Genomic DNA, 16,940 nt, shown 5'->3' with positions numbered 1-16,940 from the left:
AGATGAAAACACGTATCTTGCCGCACCGCCAGCAAGAATATGCCAAAAAGCCTTATTTTTATGGCTTGACCTTGCTGTCGCGCACCCTAAAGCCCTTAAAAACAGAGCCGTGACCGCCCTTTCTTACGTTGCGTCACTTGGCTGCGATGCAGCATGAATGTCGCAAACAGACAATTTTGACGGGAAACTGGAGATCAATCTCCTCCGCCGCGCCGCAATCTCAGCTTGGAAAAGTAGTCGAGCCGCTTTTTCAGATCGCGCTCGAATCCACGCTCGACCGGCTGGTAGAGCACGGGGCGCTTCATTGTATCGGGGAAGTAGTTCTGACCTGAAAATGCATCCTCGGCATCGTGGTCATAAGCATAGCCAGCGCCGAAGCCCTGCTCTTTCATCAGCTTGGTGGGCGCGTTGAGGATATGTTTGGGCGGCGGCTCGGAGCCGGTCTTTTTCGCCTCGCGCATCGCCGCCTTGAAGGCCGCGTAGCCCGCATTCGACTTCGGCGCGAGAGCAAGGTAGATCACCGCCTGCCCCAAGGCCAATTCGCCCTCTGGGCTACCTACGCGCTCATACGTCTCCCACGCGTCCAGGCAGACACGGTGCGCGTGGGTGTCAGCGAGGCCGATATCTTCGACCGCCATGCGCGTGATGCGCCGCGCAAGGTATCGCGGATCCTCACCCCCGGTCAGCATCCGCGCCAGCCAGTAAAGCGCCGCGTCGGGGTCAGACCCGCGCACGGATTTGTGCAGCGCCGAGATCAGGTTGTAATGCTCGTCGCCCGATTTGTCATATTTCGCGGCGCGGCGCATGAGGCGGGAGGCCAGCCCCTCTGTGCCCAGCTTGCCCTCGATCTTCCATGCCATGATCTGCTCGATCAGGTTCAGAAGAGCGCGCCCGTCCCCGTCGGCCATCTCCAGCAGCGCCTCGCGCGCGGGGCCGTCGAGCGGCAGGGCGCGGCCGAGTTCTCGCTCGGCCCTCTGGGCAAGGCGTTCAAGATCGGCGAGGTCGAGGCGCGTGAGGATCAACACCTGACTACGGCTGAGAAGGGCGGCGTTCAATTCGAAACTGGGGTTCTCGGTGGTGGCCCCGACCAGAAGGATCGTGCCATCCTCCATGTAGGGCAGGAACCCGTCCTGCTGCGCCTTGTTGAAGCGGTGGATCTCATCCACGAAAAGCAGCGTCCCCTGCCCGTTCGCGGCGCGGTGCTTCGCCTCCTGAAACACCTTCTTCAGCTCGGCCACGCCCGAAAAGATGGCACTGATCTGGATGAAATGCAGGTCCGTCACATCGGCCAGAAGGCGCGCGATGGTCGTCTTGCCCACGCCGGGCGGCCCCCAGAAGATGAGGCTGCCAAGGCTGCCCGCGGCCAGCATGACACCCAGAGGCGCCTCCGGGCCCAGCACCTGTTCCTGCCCGATCACCTCGCCAAGGGCCTTGGGCCGCAGGCGGTCCGCCAGCGGGCGATGGCCTTGGGGCTGGCCCTCGGGTGCCTCGCCAGTATCGAAGAGATCCGCCATGAGCTAGAGCCGGAAGCGCATGGTCAGCCGCCGCTGCCCGCGCTGGACATCTAGGGCAAGGCGCCGCTCGGCCGCCTCCAGCGCCGCCTCAGCGCTGGCGCTGTCGGTAACGGCGGCGCCATTGATGCCAAGAATGACGTCGCCCGCCCGCAGCCCGGCGCGTGCGCCTATGTCGCCCGGATCCTTGACCAGCACACCCATCGCGGTCAGCGGCAGGTCATACTCGGCCATCACGGCGGGATTTACGGTGCTGAGCGTGAGGCCCGGCACGGCGGCGCGCGCCCCTGTCGTCAGCGTGGCGCGGGGCGGCTGATCGGGGGCGCGCAGCATCGGCACACGCACCTCGCGCGCCTCGCCATCTTGGATCGCGCTGATCGCCACGTCCGCGCCAAGGCCCGCAACGCTCATGCGATAGATCATCTCGGCGGGGCCGTTCACCTCCTGCCCGTCCACGGCGAGGATCACATCACCGGGCGCAAGGCCCGCCGCGCCAAAAGGGCTGGCCGGGTGCATGTCTGACAGGATGATACCACCCGCGCGCGACAGGCCCAGCCCCTCGGCCATGTCATACGTGACCGGCTGGCCGGTGACGCCGGCCCATGGGCGCTGAAACCGGGTCTCGCCCGCGCGGGCCTGATCGACGAACTGGCGCACCAGCGTGGCGGGGATGGCAAAGCCGATCCCGTTCGAGCCGCCCGAGCGGCTGAGGATCGAGGTGTTGATCCCGATAAGCGCGCCATTCACATCCACCAGCGCCCCGCCCGAATTGCCCGGATTGATCGGCGCGTCGGTCTGGATAAAATAGCCGCGCGCATTGCCCGTCGCTGTCCCCGAGCGTGCAAGGCCCGAGACGATGCCGCTGCTGACGGTCTGGCCTACGCCGAACGGATTGCCGACGGCCAGCACCAGCTCGCCCACCTCGACGCTGTCGGAGGCTCGCAGCTCCAGCGCGGGCAGGCCCTCGCCCCCCTCAAGCTGGAGGATTGCCAGATCGCTTTCCTCGTCAGCCAAAAGGACCGTCGCATCGAATTCGCGCCGGTCATTCAGCACGACGCGGATGTCGGTCGCCTGCCCGACCACATGATGATTTGACACAACGATGCCATCTCTGCCCAGGATCACACCCGAGCCCAGCGAGTTCTCCACGCGCGGGCGCTGCCCGCCAAAATTCTGGAAAAGCTGACCAAAGAACGGATCGTCGGCAAAGGGGCTGGCGCGGCCCTCGATCACCCGGCGCGCATAGATATTGGTCACGGCAGGTGTGACCGCCTTGACCACCGGCACGAACCCCATCTGGATCTGTGCGCTGTTTTGCGGCACCTCCATCTGGGCAGCGACGGGCGTGGCGAGCGTGATAAGCACGACGGCGAAGGGTTTCAGCATGGGCGCCTCGGAAAAATGCCTGCGAACTGTCTGCCCCGCGATATGCGCCCCGGCGCGCGCGATTGCAAGTTTGCGAGAGCCTGCCCGGAAATGCAAAAACCCCCGCCGGATCCGGCGAGGGCCTTGTGTCACATGCCCTTGCGGGCGATGTTTAGTCTTCGTCCATATCCGCCATTTCGGCAGCGACGCGTTCCTTGTCGGCTTTGCCCTTGGCAGCCGGATCGCGGTCGACGAATTCGATGATCGCCATAGGCGCCATGTCGCCATAGCGGAAGCCCGCCTTGAGGACGCGGACATAACCGCCCTGGCGGTCCTTGTAGCGCGGGCCCAGAACGTCGAACAGCTTCTCGACATACTGATCCTGCTTCAGCTGTGCGGCGGCCTGGCGGCGGGCGTGCAGATCGCCGCGCTTGCCCAGCGTGATCATCTTCTCGATGATGCGGCGCAGTTCCTTGGCTTTCGGCAGTGTTGTCTTGATCTGCTCATGTTCGATGAGCGAGCCGGCCATGTTCGCCCACAGCGCCTTGCGGTGCTCATGAGTACGGTTCAGGCGGCGGTAACCTCTTGCGTGACGCATTTGTAATACTCCTTAACGTGTTTTGCTTTGTCCGGCGGCATGATGCGTGTCAGGCCGCTCTCCTTGGGGCATGTGCCCGGGTATTTGCAGGCCGGGCGACGTGGCCCGACCTGCGAAATCTTAAAAGGCGTCTTCGAACTTCTTCGCCAGATCCTCGATATTGTCGGGCGGCCAATCCTCGACATCCATGCCAAGGTGCAGACCCATGCCCGACAGCACTTCCTTGATCTCGTTCAAGGACTTGCGGCCGAAGTTCGGCGTGCGCAGCATCTCGGCCTCGGTCTTCTGGATCAGATCGCCGATATAGACGATGTTGTCGTTCTTGAGGCAGTTCGCAGACCGCACCGACAGCTCCAGTTCGTCCACTTTCTTGAGCAGAAGCGGGTTGAACTCGAGACCGTCATCGTCGTCCTGGCGGCCCGCACTCTCGGGCTCGTCGAAGTTGACGAAGATGCTCAGCTGGTCCTGCAGGATGCGCGCGGCATAGGCCACGGCGTCATCCGGCGTGATCGAACCATCGGTTTCGACCTTCAGCGTCAGCTTGTCATAGTCCAGCACCTGGCCCTCGCGGGTCGGCTGCACGTCATAGCTGACACGGCGGACGGGGCTGTAGATCGCGTCCACGGGGATCATGCCGATCGGCGCGTCCTCGGGCTTGTTCTTGTCGGCGGCGACATAACCCTTGCCGGTGTTGACCGTCAGCTCCATGAAGAGATCCGCGCCCTCGTCGAGGTGGCAAATCACGTGGTCGCGGTTCAGAACCTCGATGCCCGAGCTGTCCGAGATATCGCCGGCGGTGACAATGCCGGGACCCTTGGCACTGATCGACAGGCGCTTGGGGCCTTCGACTTCCATGCGGAGCGCGACGCCCTTGAGGTTCAGGATGATGTCGGTGACATCCTCGCGGACACCCGCGACGGACGAGAATTCATGCAGCACGTTGTCGATCTGGACAGCGGTGATGGCGGCGCCTTGCAGCGACGACATCAGAACGCGGCGCAGCGCGTTGCCCAGCGTCAGGCCAAAGCCCCGCTCAAGCGGCTCAGCGACGACCGTTGCGTGACGCGCGGGATCATTGCCCGGCTTGACGTCCAGCTGGGTCGGCTTGATCAGTTCAGCCCAATTTTTGTGGATCATGTGTCCCTCCATACCAGTCCCGTCCGCATGTCCGACGGCCGAGACGCCCGAGGTTTCAAAATGACGTAAATGGGGCCGCGCGGACATGCGCAGCCCCACTTGAAATAGTGGCCTCAGACGCGGCGGCGCTTCGGCGGACGGCAGCCGTTATGCGCCATCGGCGTCACGTCGCGGATGGACGTGATGTTGAAGCCGACAGCAGCCAGAGCGCGCAGCGCGCTCTCGCGGCCCGAACCGGGGCCCTGCACTTCGACTTCCAGCGTGCGCATGCCGTGCTCTTGCGCCTTCTTGCCTGCATCCTCTGCAGCCAGCTGGGCGGCGTAGGGCGTCGACTTGCGCGAGCCCTTGAAGCCACAGCTGCCGGCCGAGGACCATGCAATCGCGTTGCCCTGAACGTCGGAGATCAGGATCTTGGTGTTGTTGAACGAAGAGTTCACATGCGCAACGCCGGTGGCGATGTTCTTGGAAACCTTCTTCTTCGTGCGGCGGGTATCGCGTGCCATATCTGCTGCCCTCCCTTATTTCTTCTTGCCGGCAATGGCCTTTGCGGGGCCTTTGCGGGTGCGGGCATTTGTATGGGTGCGCTGGCCGCGAACCGGCAGGTTCCGGCGGTGGCGCAGACCGCGATAGCAACCAAGGTCCATCAGACGCTTGATGTTCATCTGCGTCTCGCGGCGCAGATCGCCTTCGACGGTCAGGTTGGCGTCGATATACTCGCGCAGGGCGACAGCTTCGGTGTCGCTCAACTCGTTGACGCGGCGCGAGGCGTCGATACCGACAGCTTCGCAGATGGTCTTGGCCGTCGAATGGCCGATACCGGTGACATAGGTGAGGGCAATGGGAACCCGTTTGTGCGTCGGGATGTTGACGCCGGCGATACGTGCCACGTGCATATTCCTTTTCGTTGCGAGCCCGTAATTCCGGGCCCTTTTTTCACAACGCAGGCCCGAGGCGACTGCCCTGGGCCGTAGCTGAATTCAGGTGATCGATTCGGCATGGGGCAAGCCCCAAATGAATCAGCTCCCTTGCGGGATGGTGCTGGTTAGGGGGATTTGGGCGGGGCGTCAAGGGCGGCGCGCAAATCTTGTGCGCCGCACCCCTGCCCGGTGTCTTTGGAGGCTGCGATCAGGCGTCCAGAACAGCCGCGATCGAGGCGGTGACGTCTTCCATGCTGCCAAGGCCGTTGACGGAGCTCAGCATGCCCTTGGCATAGTAGTAGCCGATCAGCGGCGACGTCTTCTTGTAGTATTCCATGAGGCGGTTGCGCAGCGCTTCCTCGTTGTCATCGGCGCGGCGCACAAATTCGTGCGTCTCGCCGCAGCTGGTGCAGACGCCGTCCTCGGGAATGGGCTTGGTCTTGTCGTTATAGACCGCGCCGCAGCCCGCGCAGGTGGAGCGCGATGTGATCCGCTCGACCAGTGCCTCGTCATCGACCTGCATCTCGATCACGGCATCCAGACTCTCGCCACAATCGGCCAGAAGCTGGCCAAGCGCGTCGGCCTGCGGCAGCGTACGCGGGAAGCCGTCAAAGATGAATCCGCCGCCCTTCTCGCCTTCGAGCTTTTCCCGGATGAGGCCGATCACGATCTCGTCGGTGACCAGATCGCCGCGTGCCATCACGTCGGCCACTTTCTTACCCATCTCGGTGCCGGAGGCCTTGGCTTCGCGCAGCATGTCGCCCGTGCTGAGCTGGATCATGCCACGTTCGGCAACCAGATGCTGAGCCTGCGTGCCCTTGCCCGCGCCCGGCGGTCCGAGAAGAATAATGTTCATTTACTTACGTCCTGTCCCTTTGCGCCGTGCGCGACGCTTTCCTTTGCCGCCAAGCTGCGATTTTTCAATCAGGCCTTCGTATTGATGCGCCAAAAGGTGGCTTTGCACCTGCTGGATCGTATCCATCGTGACCGACACGACAATAAGAACCGAAGTGCCGCCGAAATAAAAGGGAATGGCGAACTGTGCGCGCAAAATTTCCGGCAGCAGGCAGACCAGCGCCAGGTAGCCCGATCCGAGGACCAGAATACGGCTGACGACATATTCCAGATACTCCGCCGTCCGCTTGCCCGGACGGATGCCGGGGACAAAGCCGTTCTGGTTCTTGAGATTGTCCGCAACCTCGTCAGGCTTGAACGCGACGTTGTAGGTGTAGAAATAGGCAAAGAACACGATCATGCCGGTGAAGAACAGCAGGTAGAGCGGCTGACCCGGCCCGAAATAGGCGAGGATCGTGGACATGACCGGGCTGGTGCCCTGCCCGCCCGAGAACGTGCTGATCGTGGTTGGAAGCAGCAGCAGCGACGACGCGAAGATCGCCGGGATCACGCCCGCTGGGTTCACCTTGATCGGCAGGTGCGACGAACCGCCATCATAGACCTTCATCCCCACCTGGCGGCGCGGATATTGGATATGCACCTTGCGCAGGGACCGCTCCATGAAGACCACGAAGGCGATCACGGCGACCACCATCACGATCACGCCGACGATCACGGCCGGGCTGATCGCGCCCGAACGGCCGCTGGCAAAGAACTGCGCGAGGGCCGCAGGCACCTCGGCGATGATGCCGACGAAAATGATCAGCGAGATGCCGTTGCCGATACCGCGCGCGGTGATCTGCTCGCCCAGCCACATCAGGAACATGGTGCCGCCGACCAGGGTGATCATGCACGAGACGATAAAGAATGTGCCGGGATTGGTGACCAGATCGCCCGATTGCAGACTGACCGCGAGGCCGTAGGACTGCAACGTCGCCAGGAACACGGTGCCGTAGCGCGTGTACTGGTTGATTTTCTTGCGCCCCGCCTCGCCTTCTTTCTTGAGTTGCTCAAGCGCCGGAACCATCGCCGTCATAAGCTGAACGATAATCGAGGCCGAAATATAGGGCATGATGCCAAGGGCAAAAATCCCCATCCGTCCCAGAGCGCCGCCGGTGAACATGCTGAGCATGCCGCCAATGCTGGCCCCCGCGTTCGACATGAATTCCCGCAGCTCGACGCCGTCGATGCCGGGCACCGGGATCCAGGTGCCGAGGCGATAGACGATCAAGAGCATCAGGGTATAGACGATGCGCTTGCGTAGATCGGTGGCCTTGCCGAGCGCCGCCCAGCTGGTGTTGGCCGCCATTTGTTCTGCTGCAGATACCATTCGGGTCTCTTTCGGAATGACAAACGCCGCCGGGTTGCTGTTTTCCAGCGGCCCGGCGGCGTCTTTGAAAACTACGAAGTGTGTAAGCGGCCGGCGTGCCGCTCACAACCTCTTATTCAGCCGCCTGCGCGCTTGTGACTTTCAGTGAGCCACCCGCCTTCTCGACCGCCTCGACCGCCGACTTGGACGCGCCGGAGACTTCCAGATTGATCTTGGAGGTCACGTCGCCCTTGGCCAGTACGCGGATGCCGTCCAGCTTGCGGCGCACGAGGCCCGACGCGATCAGCGCGTCCTCGGTGATGGCGCTGCCTGCGTCCAGCTTCTTGTCGTCGATGAATTTCTGGATCAGGCCCAGGTTGACGACGGCATATGCCTTGCGGTTCGGCTTGGTAAAGCCGCGCTTGGGCAGACGCTGGTAGAGCGGCATCTGGCCGCCCTCGTAGCCATTGATGGCCACACCCGAGCGGGACTTCTGACCCTTGATACCGCGGCCCGCAGTCTTGCCCATGCCGGAGCCGGGGCCACGGCCAACGCGCTTCTTGCGCTTGGTTGCGCCTTCGTTGTCGCGCAGTTCATGCAATTTCATGTCGCTTCTCCTTGTGCCGGATGCGGCCCCCAGCGACGGGAGCGGCCGAACGCGGCTTTGCGTGGGTTGTGAGTCGGCAAAGCGCCGACCTCGGGCGCGTATAGCGGGGGCGGCGGGCGCTTGCAAGGGCGCGGGGTCAGTCTGGCAGATTGTAGCTGCCATCCGCATCATGCGTCTCGGTGCCGGTCAAGGCGGGCGTGAACACGCAAAGAAGGCGCATGTCGCTGCGCGCGCGGATGATATGTGCATCATGCGCGTCCAGCACATACATCGTGCCGGGGGCCAGAGGCCATGTGCGGCCTGTGGCCAGTTCTTCAACCTCGCCCTCCCCTTCGATACAGTAATTCGCCTCGATATGGTTCTTGTACTCGAGGCGCTGCGTGCTGCCCGCTTTGATCAAGGTGTCATGGAAGGAATAGCCGAGGCCGTCCCGCGCCAAGAGGATCCTGCGACTCTCAAAAGCGTCGCCAACAACGTGGTCGTCGCTGCCGAGGGTGTCGGTGAGGGTTTTGACAAACATGAGCGCATTCCTCGCAATTTCGGCTGCCTTGACGGCATTAACCTTGGTTAACATAGTAATGGAACTGCATTTGAGGATTTTCCACCGTGATCAGATCATTTGCCATCGCCTGCACACTTGCAACTGTCTCACTGGTGCCAGTGTCCGCGCAGACCCATAAGGTCGTCGCTGTAACGCCGCCCGATACTGCTCCTATCGCCCATAGCGGCGGCTGTCGCAAAAGTTCGCCTCCGGGGAAATGCTGCCACGCGGGATCGAAGCCGCTTCATTGCCACTAGAAAACGGGACCTCAAAATGAAAAACGCCCCGGCCATTTCGGACCGGGGCGTTTCTATCTCACGAGCGAGGCTGAAACCTCAGCCCTTCTCTTCCAGGATCTCGACCATGTGCGGGATCTTGTTGATCATGCCGCGGACACTGGGCGTGTCCTCCAGCTCGCGCACGCGATGCATCTTGTTGAGGCCGAGGCCGATCAGCGTTGCGCGCTGGTCGCCGGGGCGGCGGATCGGGCTGCCGATCTGCTTGATCACGATAGTCTTGGCCATGTCTTAACCCTCCTGAGCGACGGGCGCTTGCTCGCCCTTGATGGCGGGCGCATCGGACGTCGCCATGATGTCCGCGACCTTCTTGCCACGGCGCTGAGCGACCATGCGGGGGCTCGACTCCTTGGTCAGGCCGTTCATGGTGGCGCGGATCATGTTGTAGGGGTTCTGGCTGCCGTTGGATTTCGCAACGACGTCCTGAACGCCCAGCATCTCGAAAACGGCGCGCATCGGACCACCGGCGATGATGCCGGTACCCTGGGGGGCGGTCCGCATCACGATCTTGCCGGCGCCGTGACGCCCTTCCATATCGTGATGAAGCGTGCGGCCCTCGCGCAGGGGAACGCGGATCATGCCACGCTTGGCAGCCTCGGTGGCCTTGCGGATGGCCTCGGGGACCTCCTTGGCCTTACCCTTGCCAAAGCCGACGCGGCCCTTCTGATCGCCTACGACGACCAACGCCGCAAAGCCAAAGCGCTTGCCGCCCTTGACGGTTTTCGAAACGCGGTTGATCGCGACCAGACGGTCTGCGAATTCCGGGGCCTCTTCGCGCTGGTTGCGGCGGCCACCGCCACGGTTGTCATCTCTTGCCATGTGGCAAATCCTTTCAAAAGCGGCGCCGTGCGCCTGTTCGTTTCAATCCAGGTGGGCCAATGCCCCCGGATCATCGAGGCGGCCCCGATGGGGGCCGCCTGCGCTGAAATCAGATCTTCAGACCACCTTCACGCGCGGCGTCGGCCAGAGCCTTCACCTTGCCGTGGAAGAGGAAGCCGCCACGGTCGAAGTAAGCTTCGCTCACCCCGGCCTTCTTGGCGCGCTCGGCAATCGCCGCGCCGACCTTGGTGGCCGCCTCGACATTGCACTTGTTGACCATGCCCAGATCCTTCTCGAGGGTCGAGGCCGATGCGAGGGTCACCCCGTTCACATCGTCGATCAGCTGAACGCTGATATTCTTGTTGCTGCGGTGAACGCTGAGGCGCATACGCCCTGCATTGACCTGACGAAGTTTGTTCCGAACGCGCAGGCGGCGTTTCAGAAACAGTTTTCTTTTGCTGTTTGCCATCTACCCGTTCCTTACTTCTTCTTGCCTTCTTTCTGGAAGATATACTCGTCTTTGTAGCGAATGCCCTTGCCCTTGTAGGGCTCGGGACGACGCCAATCGCGGATATTGGCCGCGACCTGACCGACGAGCTGCTTGTCCGTACCTTCGACCACCATTTCGGTGGGCTTGGGGACGGTAACAGTCACACCTTCCGGAATTTGGAAATCGACGTCGTGCGACAGGCCGAGGTTCAGTTTCAGGACATTGCCCTGAAGCTGCGCCCGGTAACCCACGCCGCGGATTTCCAGCTCTTTCTTGAACGTCTCTTTTGCGCCGTGGACCATGTTGGCCACCACAGTGCGGGTCATGCCCCACTGCTGGCGCGCACGCTTGGACTTGCCACGCGGGGTGACGGTGATCTTGCCATCTTCGACAGCGATCGTGACGTCATCCGTGAACGTGAAGGTCTTGGCGTCCTTGGGGCCCTTGATCTCGAGCTGCTGGCCGCTGAGCGACGCAGTAACCCCATCAGGGAGCGAGACGGGCAATTTGCCGATACGAGACATATTCAGGCCTCCTTAGAATATCGTGCAGAGCACTTCGCCGCCAACATTCTGGCTGCGCGCGCTTGCATCCGACATCACACCCTTGGGGGTGGAGACAATCGACACGCCCAGGCCCTGACGGACCGACGGGATGTCCTTGACGCCCAGATAGACGCGACGACCGGGCTTGGAGACCCGCTTCATTTCGCGAATGACGGGGGCGCCATCGAAGTATTTCAGGCTGATCTCGATAGCCGGGTGGCCATCCTTGCCCGTGGTCGCTTCAAAACCGCGGATATAGCCTTCGTCCGCCAGAACACCGAGCACACGCTCGCGCATTTTGGAGGCCGGGGTCATCACCGAGGACTTGCCGCGCATCGAGGCGTTGCGGATCCGCGTGAGCATATCGCCGATAGGATCATTCATTTCAAATCTCCCTTACCAGCTGGATTTCACGAGGCCGGGGGCCTGGCCGTTCTGGCCCAGTTCCCGCAGCGCGATACGCGACACTTTGAGCTTGCGGTAATACGCATGCGGACGGCCGGTCAGTTGGCAGCGGTTGTGCAGACGTGTTGCACTGCTGTTGCGGGGCAGATCCGCCAGCTTCAGGGTCGCGCGAAAGCGCTCTTCCATCGGCTTGCTCTCGTCGTTGATGATCTCTTTCAGTGCGGCGCGTTTCGCGGCGTACTTCTCGACCAGCTTCTGGCGCTTCTTCTCGCGCTCGATCATTGCTTTCTTAGCCATAACTCTCTCTCCCGCGCTTCAGCTGTTGAAGGGCATGTTGAAATGCTTCAACAGCGCCTTCGCTTCGGCATCGGTCTTCGCCGTGGTTGCGATGATGACGTCCATGCCCCAGGATTCGTCGATCTTGTCGAAGTTGATCTCGGGGAAGACGATGTGCTCCTTGATGCCGAAGGCATAGTTGCCACGGCCATCGAAGGATTTGCCCGAAACACCGCGGAAGTCGCGGATACGGGGCATCGCGACCGTGATCAGACGGTCGAGGAAGTCGTACATACGGTCGCCGCGCAGGGTAACCTTGGCGCCCAGGGGCATGTCCTCGCGGACGCGGAAACCCGCGATCGAGTTCTTTGCCTTGGTCACGACGGCGCGCTGACCTGCGATCGTGCTCAGGTCATCCTGAGCCGACTTGGCCTTCTTGCTGTCGCGGACGGCCTCGGCACCGCAGCCGATGTTCAGGACGATCTTGTCCAGACGCGGAATCTGCATGTCGTTGGTGTAGCCGAACTCTTCTTTCAGCTTGGCCTTGATCTCGTCGCGGAACTGCGTGCGCAGGCGCGGGGTGTAGTTTGCAGTATCAAGCATCGATCACGTCCCCCGTGGTCTTGGCGACACGCACCTTCGTGCCGTCCTTGACGTCAAAGCCGACGCGGGTCGGTTTGCCCTTGGCATCCAGCAGCGCGATGTTGCTGAGGTCGATGGGCATCGCCTTGGGCAGGCGGCCGCCCTGTGCGGTCTGGCTCTGGCGGGTATGGCGGATGGCCATGTTGACGCCGTCGACAACGGCTTTGCCAGCCTTGGGGTCAACGGAGGCGATGGTGCCTTCCTTGCCCTTGTCCTTGCCAGCGAGGACGACGACCTTGTCGCCTTTCTTCAGTTTGGCAGCCATGTCACAGCACCTCCGGGGCGAGCGAGATGATTTTCATGAATTTCTTGGCGCGCAGTTCGCGAACGACCGGGCCGAAGATACGCGTGCCGACCGGCTCACCTGCGTTGTTCAGGATCACGGCAGCATTGCGGTCAAAACGGATTGCGGTGCCGTCTTCGCGGCGCACTTCCTTGGCGGTGCGAACGACGACGGCCTTGCGCACGTCACCCTTCTTCACACGGCCACGGGGGATGGCTTCCTTGACCGAAACGACGATAATGTCACCGACACTCGCGTAACGACGCTTGGAACCACCCAGGACCTTGATGCACTGAACGCGGCGCGCGCCGCTGTTGTCAGCAACATCCAGGTTTGTCTGCATCTGGATCATTTGGTTTCTCCCGACCTACCGGGGGGCGATGCGGCCCTTGCCCCGGGGTTTCGATTGAGCCGAAGGGCTCTGCAAGCCTAGGCTTGCAGAACCTCCCAACGTTTCGTCTTGGACTTGGGTGCGCATTCGATGATGCGGACCTGATCGCCGACCTTGAAAGTCTCGTTCTCGTCGTGAGCGCGGTACTTCTTGGACTTACGAATGGTTTTCTGCAGAACGGGGTGCTTGAAGCGGCGCTCGACCGAAACGGTCACGGTCTGGGCGTTGGCGTCGCTGGTCACGGTGCCAGAGAGGATACGTTTGGGCATCTATCAGGCTCCCTTTTCGGAGGCCGCAGCGGCGGCCTTTTCGTTCAGAATTGTAAGAACACGTGCCGCGTTGCGGCGAGCGGTGCGCATCTGGGCGGCATTCTCCAGCTGGCCGGTCGCGGCCTGAAAGCGCAGGTTGAACTGTGCTTTTTTCAGGTTCGACAGCTCTTCGCGCAGCTGGTCAGGTGTCTTTTCGCGTAGTTCCTTGGCGTCCATCGCCTTTATCCTTTCAACATCACAGGAGGGCCCTTGCGCATCGATACGCTTGGTCACCCTGATTCCGGTGGAGATCGTTCGTGATTGGGCGCGTATAGAGGCGCCGGGGCATGGGCGCAACCCCTTAGTTCAAATGGGCCTCGCCTTGCCCCCTGCCCTGCGGTATGAGGCAGGCATGGCACATATATCATCCCTATTCGTAACCCGCCTCTACCGCGCAAAGCTGCGCGAGCTGGGCAAGCCCATCGATGCGTCCGAGCTGGAGGCCTCCTGCTGGTCCATCGCCGAAGATGACGAGGCGGGCCAGGAGTGGTGCGAGGAGAACGGCTATCCCGGCTACACCTCCTACGCGTCACTCGACGACCTGCCCTACCGCTTTCCCATCTTTCGCGACCTCGAGAAAGTTCTGGACAAGCATGTCGCGGCCTTTGCCGAGGACCTTGAATTCGATCTGGGCGGCAAAAAGCTGAAGCTCGACAGCCTCTGGATCAACATCCTGCCTGAGGGCGGTACACATTCATCGCATATCCACCCCCATTCGGTGATCTCGGGCACGACCTATGTCACCATGCCCGAAGGCACCAGCGCGCTGAAGTTGGAAGATCCACGCTCCGCCCGCATGATGGCTGCCCCTCCCCGCCGCAAGGACGCGCGCGAGGAATTGCGAGCCTTTCGATACGAGGCACCGGAAGCGGGCGACGTGCTCCTGTGGGAGAGCTGGCTCCGGCATGAGGTGCCGGTGAACATGAGCGAAGACGACCGGATTTCAGTGAGTTTCAACTACGCTTGGGGCTAGTGGCGCTGCCCGAACACCCTTGATTGAACTATCTGGCTGATTCCGCGTTGTTCCGGGGCACAACAAGGAGAGTCCCCCTGGAGCCGGTCAACGTTCTCATCAACCAGCTGCGCGATATCGCGCGCAGCTCCATAGAGGTCTTGCCGAACCTGGCAGTCGCCCTCATTGTGATCCTCCTGACCTGGCTGGTCAGCAAGATCGCGACATCCTCACTCGCTCGGATGCTGAGAGGGACCCGGCTGCGCAAAAGCCTGCAAGAACTCTTCACATTGCTGACCTCGATCGCCATCTGGGTGCTGGGTATCATGACGGCTGCCGTGATCCTCTTTCCCGGCCTCACTCCTGCCAGCATTCTGGCCGGGCTCGGCATCGGGTCGGTCGCCATCGGCTTTGCTTTCAAGGACGTGTTCGAGAATTTCCTCGCCGGGATCATCATCCTTTTCCGGCGTGAAATGCGCATCGGTGACTATGTGGAATGCGAAGACATCGAGGGAGAAGTCTCGCGGATTGCCATCCGCGAAAGCCATATCCGCCAGACGGATGGCCAATTGGTGATCGTGCCCAACTCGATCCTGTTCAAGAATCCGGTGACCGTTCGCACCGACTTGGACCATCGCCGCGTCACGGTGATCTGCGGCGTTGCCTATGATGTCGATGTCGATCAGGCGCGCTCTGTCATCTCGGAAGCGGTGCACGGGTGCGACACCGTCATCAGCGACGGCAAACCGATCCAGATCTTCGCTCAGGAATTTGCATCGTCCTCCATCAATTTCGAGGTGACGTGGTGGACCGGCTCCACGCCTCTTGATGTACGCAAGTCGCGCGATCAAGTGGTGGCCGCCGTCAAACGTGCCTTGGACGACGCGGGAATCGAGATCCCCTTCCCCTATCGCACTCTGACCTTCAAGGAGCCGTTGCCGATGACGCGCGCGACGAGCGACAGCGAAGACTGACACTGTCGTCCGCAGACTCATCCGCCTTGGATTGAGCTCATTGATTGACCGCAGCCTGCGCCGCCTCCGGGACTTAAGCTGCAAAACAAGAAACCCCCGCCGATGTCTCGGCGGGGGTTTCTTTATTCTCGACCGGGCCAGAAAACGCTAGGCGTTTTGACCTTACCAGTCCTCGCGGACCACGACGCGGGTCTTGATCGGCAGCTTCATCGCAGCGAGGCGCAGGGCCTCGAACGCGATTTCTTCGCTGACGCCGTCGATCTCGAACATCACGCGGCCCGGCTTGACGCGGGCAGCCCAGTAATCGACCGAGCCTTTACCCTTACCCATACGGACTTCGGTCGGCTTGGACGTGACCGGGACATCCGGGAAGATCCGGATCCAGACACGGCCCTGACGCTTCATGTGGCGGGTCATCGCGCGGCGAGCCGCTTCGATCTGACGCGCTGTCACACGCTCGGGCTGCGTGGCCTTGAGGCCGAACGAGCCGAAGTTCAGGTCCGAGCCGCCCTTGGCTTCGCCTTTGATGCGGCCCTTGAACTGCTTGCGGAATTTAGTGCGTTTTGGTTGTAGCATCTGTCATTCCCCCTTAGCGACGCCCGCCTGCACCGCGAGGTGCCGGGCCGTCCTGAAGTTCCTGAGCTCTCCGGTCACGCGCGGACGGGTCATGGTCCATGATCTCGCCTTTGAAGATCCAGGTCTTGATCCCGATGATGCCGTAGGCGGTCAGCGCCTCGACATGCGCGTAATCGATATCGGCCCGCAGCGTGTGCAGGGGCACGCGGCCCTCGCGGTACCATTCGGTCCGGGCGATCTCGGCGCCGCCAAGGCGGCCGGCGAGGTTCACACGGATGCCGAGGGCACCCATACGCATGGCGTTCTGCACGGCGCGCTTCATCGCACGGCGGAAGCTGACCCGGCGCTCGAGCTGCTGGGCGATGCTCTCACCCACCAGCGCGGCGTCCAGCTCGGGCTTGCGCACTTCGACGATGTTGAGGTGCAGCTCGCTGTCGGTCATCGCGGCCAGTTTCTTGCGCAGCGTCTCGATGTCTGCGCCTTTCTTGCCGATGATGACGCCGGGGCGGGCGGTGTGTACCGTGACGCGGCACTTCTTGTGCGGACGCTCGATGATCACGCGGCTGACGCCGGCCTGCTTGCACTCTTTCTTGATGAACTCGCGCATGGCGATGTCCTCAAGCAGAAGATTGCCGTAGTCCTTGGTGTCGGCATACCAGCGGCTGTCCCAGGTGCGGTTCACCTGCAGGCGCATGCCGATCGGATTGACTTTGTTACCCATCAGGCTTGCTCCTCGACTTGACGCACAATGATCGTGATTTCCGAGAACGGCTTGCGCAGCGCGCCAAACCGGCCACGGGCACGCGGACGGCCGCGCTTCATCACCAGGTTCTTGCCGACATAGGCCTCGGCCACGACAAGCTCATCCACGTCGAGATTGTGGTTGTTCTCGGCATTGGCAATGGCCGACTGGAGGCACTTGCGCACATCCTCGGCGATCCGCTTCTGGCTGAAGGTGAGGTCCGTGAGGGCCTTGTCCACTTTCTTGCCGCGGATCAGCTGCGCGAGAAGGTTCAGTTTCTGCGGGCTGGTGCGAAGCATGCGGAGCTTGCTCCGGGCTTCGTTATCGGCCACGCGGCGGGGGTTCTTTTCCTTGCCCATGAC

The 16,940-nt window shown here is 62.0% G+C and carries 26 protein-coding genes; 2 read left to right on the top strand and 24 right to left on the bottom strand.

What is annotated here, in order from left to right; translation table 11 throughout:
• Positions 1-194 precede the first annotated feature (194 nt).
• The 21 genes from ACEWPL_RS00675 to rpmC all read right to left on the bottom strand — a co-directional run bounded on the left by ACEWPL_RS00675 (position 195) and on the right by rpmC (position 13,511).
• Positions 195-1,514, bottom strand: a complete 1,320-nt coding sequence (locus ACEWPL_RS00675) for a replication-associated recombination protein A (RefSeq protein WP_393935144.1) — start codon at positions 1,512-1,514, stop codon at positions 195-197.
• A 3-nt stretch (positions 1,515-1,517) separates the two neighbouring features.
• Positions 1,518-2,897: a trypsin-like peptidase domain-containing protein gene (locus tag ACEWPL_RS00670; protein ID WP_393935146.1), complete on the bottom strand. Its 1,380-nt coding sequence runs from the start codon at positions 2,895-2,897 to the stop codon at positions 1,518-1,520.
• 151 nt (positions 2,898-3,048) lie between these two features.
• Positions 3,049-3,474 carry a 50S ribosomal protein L17 gene (rplQ, locus tag ACEWPL_RS00665; protein WP_393935148.1) on the bottom strand — a complete coding sequence of 142 codons (426 nt, stop codon included), beginning with the start codon at positions 3,472-3,474 and terminating at the stop codon, positions 3,049-3,051.
• A 120-nt stretch (positions 3,475-3,594) separates the two neighbouring features.
• A complete protein-coding gene (locus ACEWPL_RS00660; RefSeq protein WP_393935149.1) occupies positions 3,595-4,611 on the bottom strand; it encodes a DNA-directed RNA polymerase subunit alpha in 1,017 nt (338 codons plus the stop codon).
• 113 nt (positions 4,612-4,724) lie between these two features.
• Positions 4,725-5,114: a 30S ribosomal protein S11 gene (gene rpsK, locus ACEWPL_RS00655; RefSeq protein ID WP_076532328.1), complete on the bottom strand. Its 390-nt coding sequence runs from the start codon at positions 5,112-5,114 to the stop codon at positions 4,725-4,727.
• 15 nt (positions 5,115-5,129) lie between these two features.
• Positions 5,130-5,498, bottom strand: coding sequence for a 30S ribosomal protein S13 (gene rpsM, locus ACEWPL_RS00650; RefSeq protein ID WP_393935151.1), 369 nt, complete (start codon positions 5,496-5,498; stop codon positions 5,130-5,132).
• Positions 5,499-5,736: 238 nt separating this feature from the next.
• Positions 5,737-6,384, bottom strand: coding sequence for an adenylate kinase (locus tag ACEWPL_RS00645; RefSeq protein WP_393935153.1), 648 nt, complete (start codon positions 6,382-6,384; stop codon positions 5,737-5,739).
• On the bottom strand, positions 6,385-7,752 hold the full coding sequence (secY, locus tag ACEWPL_RS00640) for a preprotein translocase subunit SecY (RefSeq protein WP_393935155.1): 1,368 nt from the start codon (positions 7,750-7,752) through the stop codon (positions 6,385-6,387).
• A 112-nt stretch (positions 7,753-7,864) separates the two neighbouring features.
• Positions 7,865-8,338, bottom strand: a complete 474-nt coding sequence (rplO, locus tag ACEWPL_RS00635; RefSeq protein WP_393935157.1) for a 50S ribosomal protein L15 — start codon at positions 8,336-8,338, stop codon at positions 7,865-7,867.
• Positions 8,339-8,474: 136 nt separating this feature from the next.
• Entirely contained in the window at positions 8,475-8,858 is a 384-nt protein-coding gene (locus ACEWPL_RS00630; RefSeq protein ID WP_393935158.1) for an ectoine synthase, read from the bottom strand.
• A 356-nt stretch (positions 8,859-9,214) separates the two neighbouring features.
• A complete protein-coding gene (rpmD, locus tag ACEWPL_RS00625) occupies positions 9,215-9,403 on the bottom strand; it encodes a 50S ribosomal protein L30 (protein WP_336422241.1) in 189 nt (62 codons plus the stop codon).
• 3 nt (positions 9,404-9,406) lie between these two features.
• On the bottom strand, positions 9,407-9,994 hold the full coding sequence (gene rpsE / locus ACEWPL_RS00620) for a 30S ribosomal protein S5 (protein WP_393935161.1): 588 nt from the start codon (positions 9,992-9,994) through the stop codon (positions 9,407-9,409).
• A gap of 109 nt (positions 9,995-10,103) precedes the next feature.
• Entirely contained in the window at positions 10,104-10,463 is a 360-nt protein-coding gene (gene rplR / locus ACEWPL_RS00615; protein WP_393935162.1) for a 50S ribosomal protein L18, read from the bottom strand.
• A gap of 11 nt (positions 10,464-10,474) precedes the next feature.
• Positions 10,475-11,008, bottom strand: a complete 534-nt coding sequence (gene rplF / locus ACEWPL_RS00610) for a 50S ribosomal protein L6 (RefSeq protein ID WP_393935164.1) — start codon at positions 11,006-11,008, stop codon at positions 10,475-10,477.
• 12 nt (positions 11,009-11,020) lie between these two features.
• Complete coding sequence (gene rpsH, locus ACEWPL_RS00605) at positions 11,021-11,413, bottom strand: 30S ribosomal protein S8 (RefSeq protein WP_393935166.1); 393 nt, start codon at positions 11,411-11,413, stop codon at positions 11,021-11,023.
• A 12-nt stretch (positions 11,414-11,425) separates the two neighbouring features.
• Positions 11,426-11,731, bottom strand: coding sequence for a 30S ribosomal protein S14 (gene rpsN, locus ACEWPL_RS00600; protein ID WP_393935168.1), 306 nt, complete (start codon positions 11,729-11,731; stop codon positions 11,426-11,428).
• 18 nt (positions 11,732-11,749) lie between these two features.
• Positions 11,750-12,313: a 50S ribosomal protein L5 gene (gene rplE / locus ACEWPL_RS00595; protein WP_393935170.1), complete on the bottom strand. Its 564-nt coding sequence runs from the start codon at positions 12,311-12,313 to the stop codon at positions 11,750-11,752.
• Positions 12,306-12,617: a 50S ribosomal protein L24 gene (gene rplX, locus ACEWPL_RS00590; RefSeq protein ID WP_393935172.1), complete on the bottom strand. Its 312-nt coding sequence runs from the start codon at positions 12,615-12,617 to the stop codon at positions 12,306-12,308. The genes rplE and rplX overlap by 8 nt, the downstream gene beginning before the upstream one ends.
• A gap of 1 nt (position 12,618) precedes the next feature.
• Positions 12,619-12,987, bottom strand: a complete 369-nt coding sequence (gene rplN / locus ACEWPL_RS00585; protein ID WP_076532302.1) for a 50S ribosomal protein L14 — start codon at positions 12,985-12,987, stop codon at positions 12,619-12,621.
• Between the two features lie 77 nt (positions 12,988-13,064).
• Positions 13,065-13,295: a 30S ribosomal protein S17 gene (gene rpsQ / locus ACEWPL_RS00580; protein WP_377171254.1), complete on the bottom strand. Its 231-nt coding sequence runs from the start codon at positions 13,293-13,295 to the stop codon at positions 13,065-13,067.
• 3 nt (positions 13,296-13,298) lie between these two features.
• A complete protein-coding gene (gene rpmC / locus ACEWPL_RS00575; RefSeq protein ID WP_393935175.1) occupies positions 13,299-13,511 on the bottom strand; it encodes a 50S ribosomal protein L29 in 213 nt (70 codons plus the stop codon).
• A gap of 175 nt (positions 13,512-13,686) precedes the next feature.
• On the opposite strand from rpmC, the gene ACEWPL_RS00570 reads away from it, so the two are divergent.
• Both ACEWPL_RS00570 and ACEWPL_RS00565 read left to right on the top strand, forming a co-directional pair.
• The gene (locus ACEWPL_RS00570) at positions 13,687-14,307 is read left to right on the top strand and encodes a TIGR02466 family protein (protein ID WP_393935177.1); all 621 of its coding nucleotides are present in this window, start codon (positions 13,687-13,689) and stop codon (positions 14,305-14,307) included.
• Between the two features lie 131 nt (positions 14,308-14,438).
• Positions 14,439-15,260 (top strand): mechanosensitive ion channel family protein, encoded by an 822-nt coding sequence (locus ACEWPL_RS00565; RefSeq protein WP_393935402.1) that lies wholly within the window; start codon positions 14,439-14,441, stop codon positions 15,258-15,260.
• A 162-nt stretch (positions 15,261-15,422) separates the two neighbouring features.
• Here ACEWPL_RS00565 and rplP read toward each other — a convergent pair whose 3' ends face one another.
• Genes rplP through rplV form a run of 3 tightly spaced genes read right to left on the bottom strand, consistent with a single transcriptional unit; the run spans position 15,423 to position 16,937 of the window.
• Positions 15,423-15,836, bottom strand: coding sequence for a 50S ribosomal protein L16 (rplP, locus tag ACEWPL_RS00560; RefSeq protein ID WP_076532294.1), 414 nt, complete (start codon positions 15,834-15,836; stop codon positions 15,423-15,425).
• Positions 15,837-15,849: 13 nt separating this feature from the next.
• Positions 15,850-16,557, bottom strand: coding sequence for a 30S ribosomal protein S3 (gene rpsC / locus ACEWPL_RS00555; protein WP_393935179.1), 708 nt, complete (start codon positions 16,555-16,557; stop codon positions 15,850-15,852).
• The gene (gene rplV / locus ACEWPL_RS00550; RefSeq protein ID WP_076532290.1) at positions 16,557-16,937 is read right to left on the bottom strand and encodes a 50S ribosomal protein L22; all 381 of its coding nucleotides are present in this window, start codon (positions 16,935-16,937) and stop codon (positions 16,557-16,559) included. Before rplV ends, rpsC begins: the two co-directional genes overlap by 1 nt.
• Between the last annotated feature and the right edge of the window lie 3 nt (positions 16,938-16,940).

This window comes from Roseovarius roseus (assembly GCF_043355935.2).
Classification (GTDB): domain Bacteria; phylum Pseudomonadota; class Alphaproteobacteria; order Rhodobacterales; family Rhodobacteraceae; genus Roseovarius; species Roseovarius roseus.
This window is presented reverse-complemented; position numbering and strand designations above follow the sequence as displayed.

Coding starts and splice junctions, on each gene's coding strand:
- ACEWPL_RS00675 (WP_393935144.1), bottom strand. CDS start 1,514: ATGGCGGATCTCTTCGATACTGGCGAGGCACCCGAGGGCCAGCCCCAA.
- ACEWPL_RS00670 (WP_393935146.1), bottom strand. CDS start 2,897: ATGCTGAAACCCTTCGCCGTCGTGCTTATCACGCTCGCCACGCCCGTC.
- rplQ (WP_393935148.1), bottom strand. CDS start 3,474: ATGCGTCACGCAAGAGGTTACCGCCGCCTGAACCGTACTCATGAGCAC.
- ACEWPL_RS00660 (WP_393935149.1), bottom strand. CDS start 4,611: ATGATCCACAAAAATTGGGCTGAACTGATCAAGCCGACCCAGCTGGAC.
- rpsK (WP_076532328.1), bottom strand. CDS start 5,114: ATGGCACGCGATACCCGCCGCACGAAGAAGAAGGTTTCCAAGAACATC.
- ACEWPL_RS00645 (WP_393935153.1), bottom strand. CDS start 6,384: ATGAACATTATTCTTCTCGGACCGCCGGGCGCGGGCAAGGGCACGCAG.
- secY (WP_393935155.1), bottom strand. CDS start 7,752: ATGGTATCTGCAGCAGAACAAATGGCGGCCAACACCAGCTGGGCGGCG.
- rplO (WP_393935157.1), bottom strand. CDS start 8,338: ATGAAATTGCATGAACTGCGCGACAACGAAGGCGCAACCAAGCGCAAG.
- ACEWPL_RS00630 (WP_393935158.1), bottom strand. CDS start 8,858: ATGTTTGTCAAAACCCTCACCGACACCCTCGGCAGCGACGACCACGTT.
- rpmD (WP_336422241.1), bottom strand. CDS start 9,403: ATGGCCAAGACTATCGTGATCAAGCAGATCGGCAGCCCGATCCGCCGC.
- rpsE (WP_393935161.1), bottom strand. CDS start 9,994: ATGGCAAGAGATGACAACCGTGGCGGTGGCCGCCGCAACCAGCGCGAA.
- rplR (WP_393935162.1), bottom strand. CDS start 10,463: ATGGCAAACAGCAAAAGAAAACTGTTTCTGAAACGCCGCCTGCGCGTT.
- rplF (WP_393935164.1), bottom strand. CDS start 11,008: ATGTCTCGTATCGGCAAATTGCCCGTCTCGCTCCCTGATGGGGTTACT.
- rpsH (WP_393935166.1), bottom strand. CDS start 11,413: ATGAATGATCCTATCGGCGATATGCTCACGCGGATCCGCAACGCCTCG.
- rpsN (WP_393935168.1), bottom strand. CDS start 11,731: ATGGCTAAGAAAGCAATGATCGAGCGCGAGAAGAAGCGCCAGAAGCTG.
- rplE (WP_393935170.1), bottom strand. CDS start 12,313: ATGCTTGATACTGCAAACTACACCCCGCGCCTGCGCACGCAGTTCCGC.
- rplX (WP_393935172.1), bottom strand. CDS start 12,617: ATGGCTGCCAAACTGAAGAAAGGCGACAAGGTCGTCGTCCTCGCTGGC.
- rplN (WP_076532302.1), bottom strand. CDS start 12,987: ATGATCCAGATGCAGACAAACCTGGATGTTGCTGACAACAGCGGCGCG.
- rpsQ (WP_377171254.1), bottom strand. CDS start 13,295: ATGCCCAAACGTATCCTCTCTGGCACCGTGACCAGCGACGCCAACGCC.
- rpmC (WP_393935175.1), bottom strand. CDS start 13,511: ATGGACGCCAAGGAACTACGCGAAAAGACACCTGACCAGCTGCGCGAA.
- ACEWPL_RS00570 (WP_393935177.1), top strand. CDS start 13,687: ATGGCACATATATCATCCCTATTCGTAACCCGCCTCTACCGCGCAAAG.
- rplP (WP_076532294.1), bottom strand. CDS start 15,836: ATGCTACAACCAAAACGCACTAAATTCCGCAAGCAGTTCAAGGGCCGC.
- rpsC (WP_393935179.1), bottom strand. CDS start 16,557: ATGGGTAACAAAGTCAATCCGATCGGCATGCGCCTGCAGGTGAACCGC.
- rplV (WP_076532290.1), bottom strand. CDS start 16,937: ATGGGCAAGGAAAAGAACCCCCGCCGCGTGGCCGATAACGAAGCCCGG.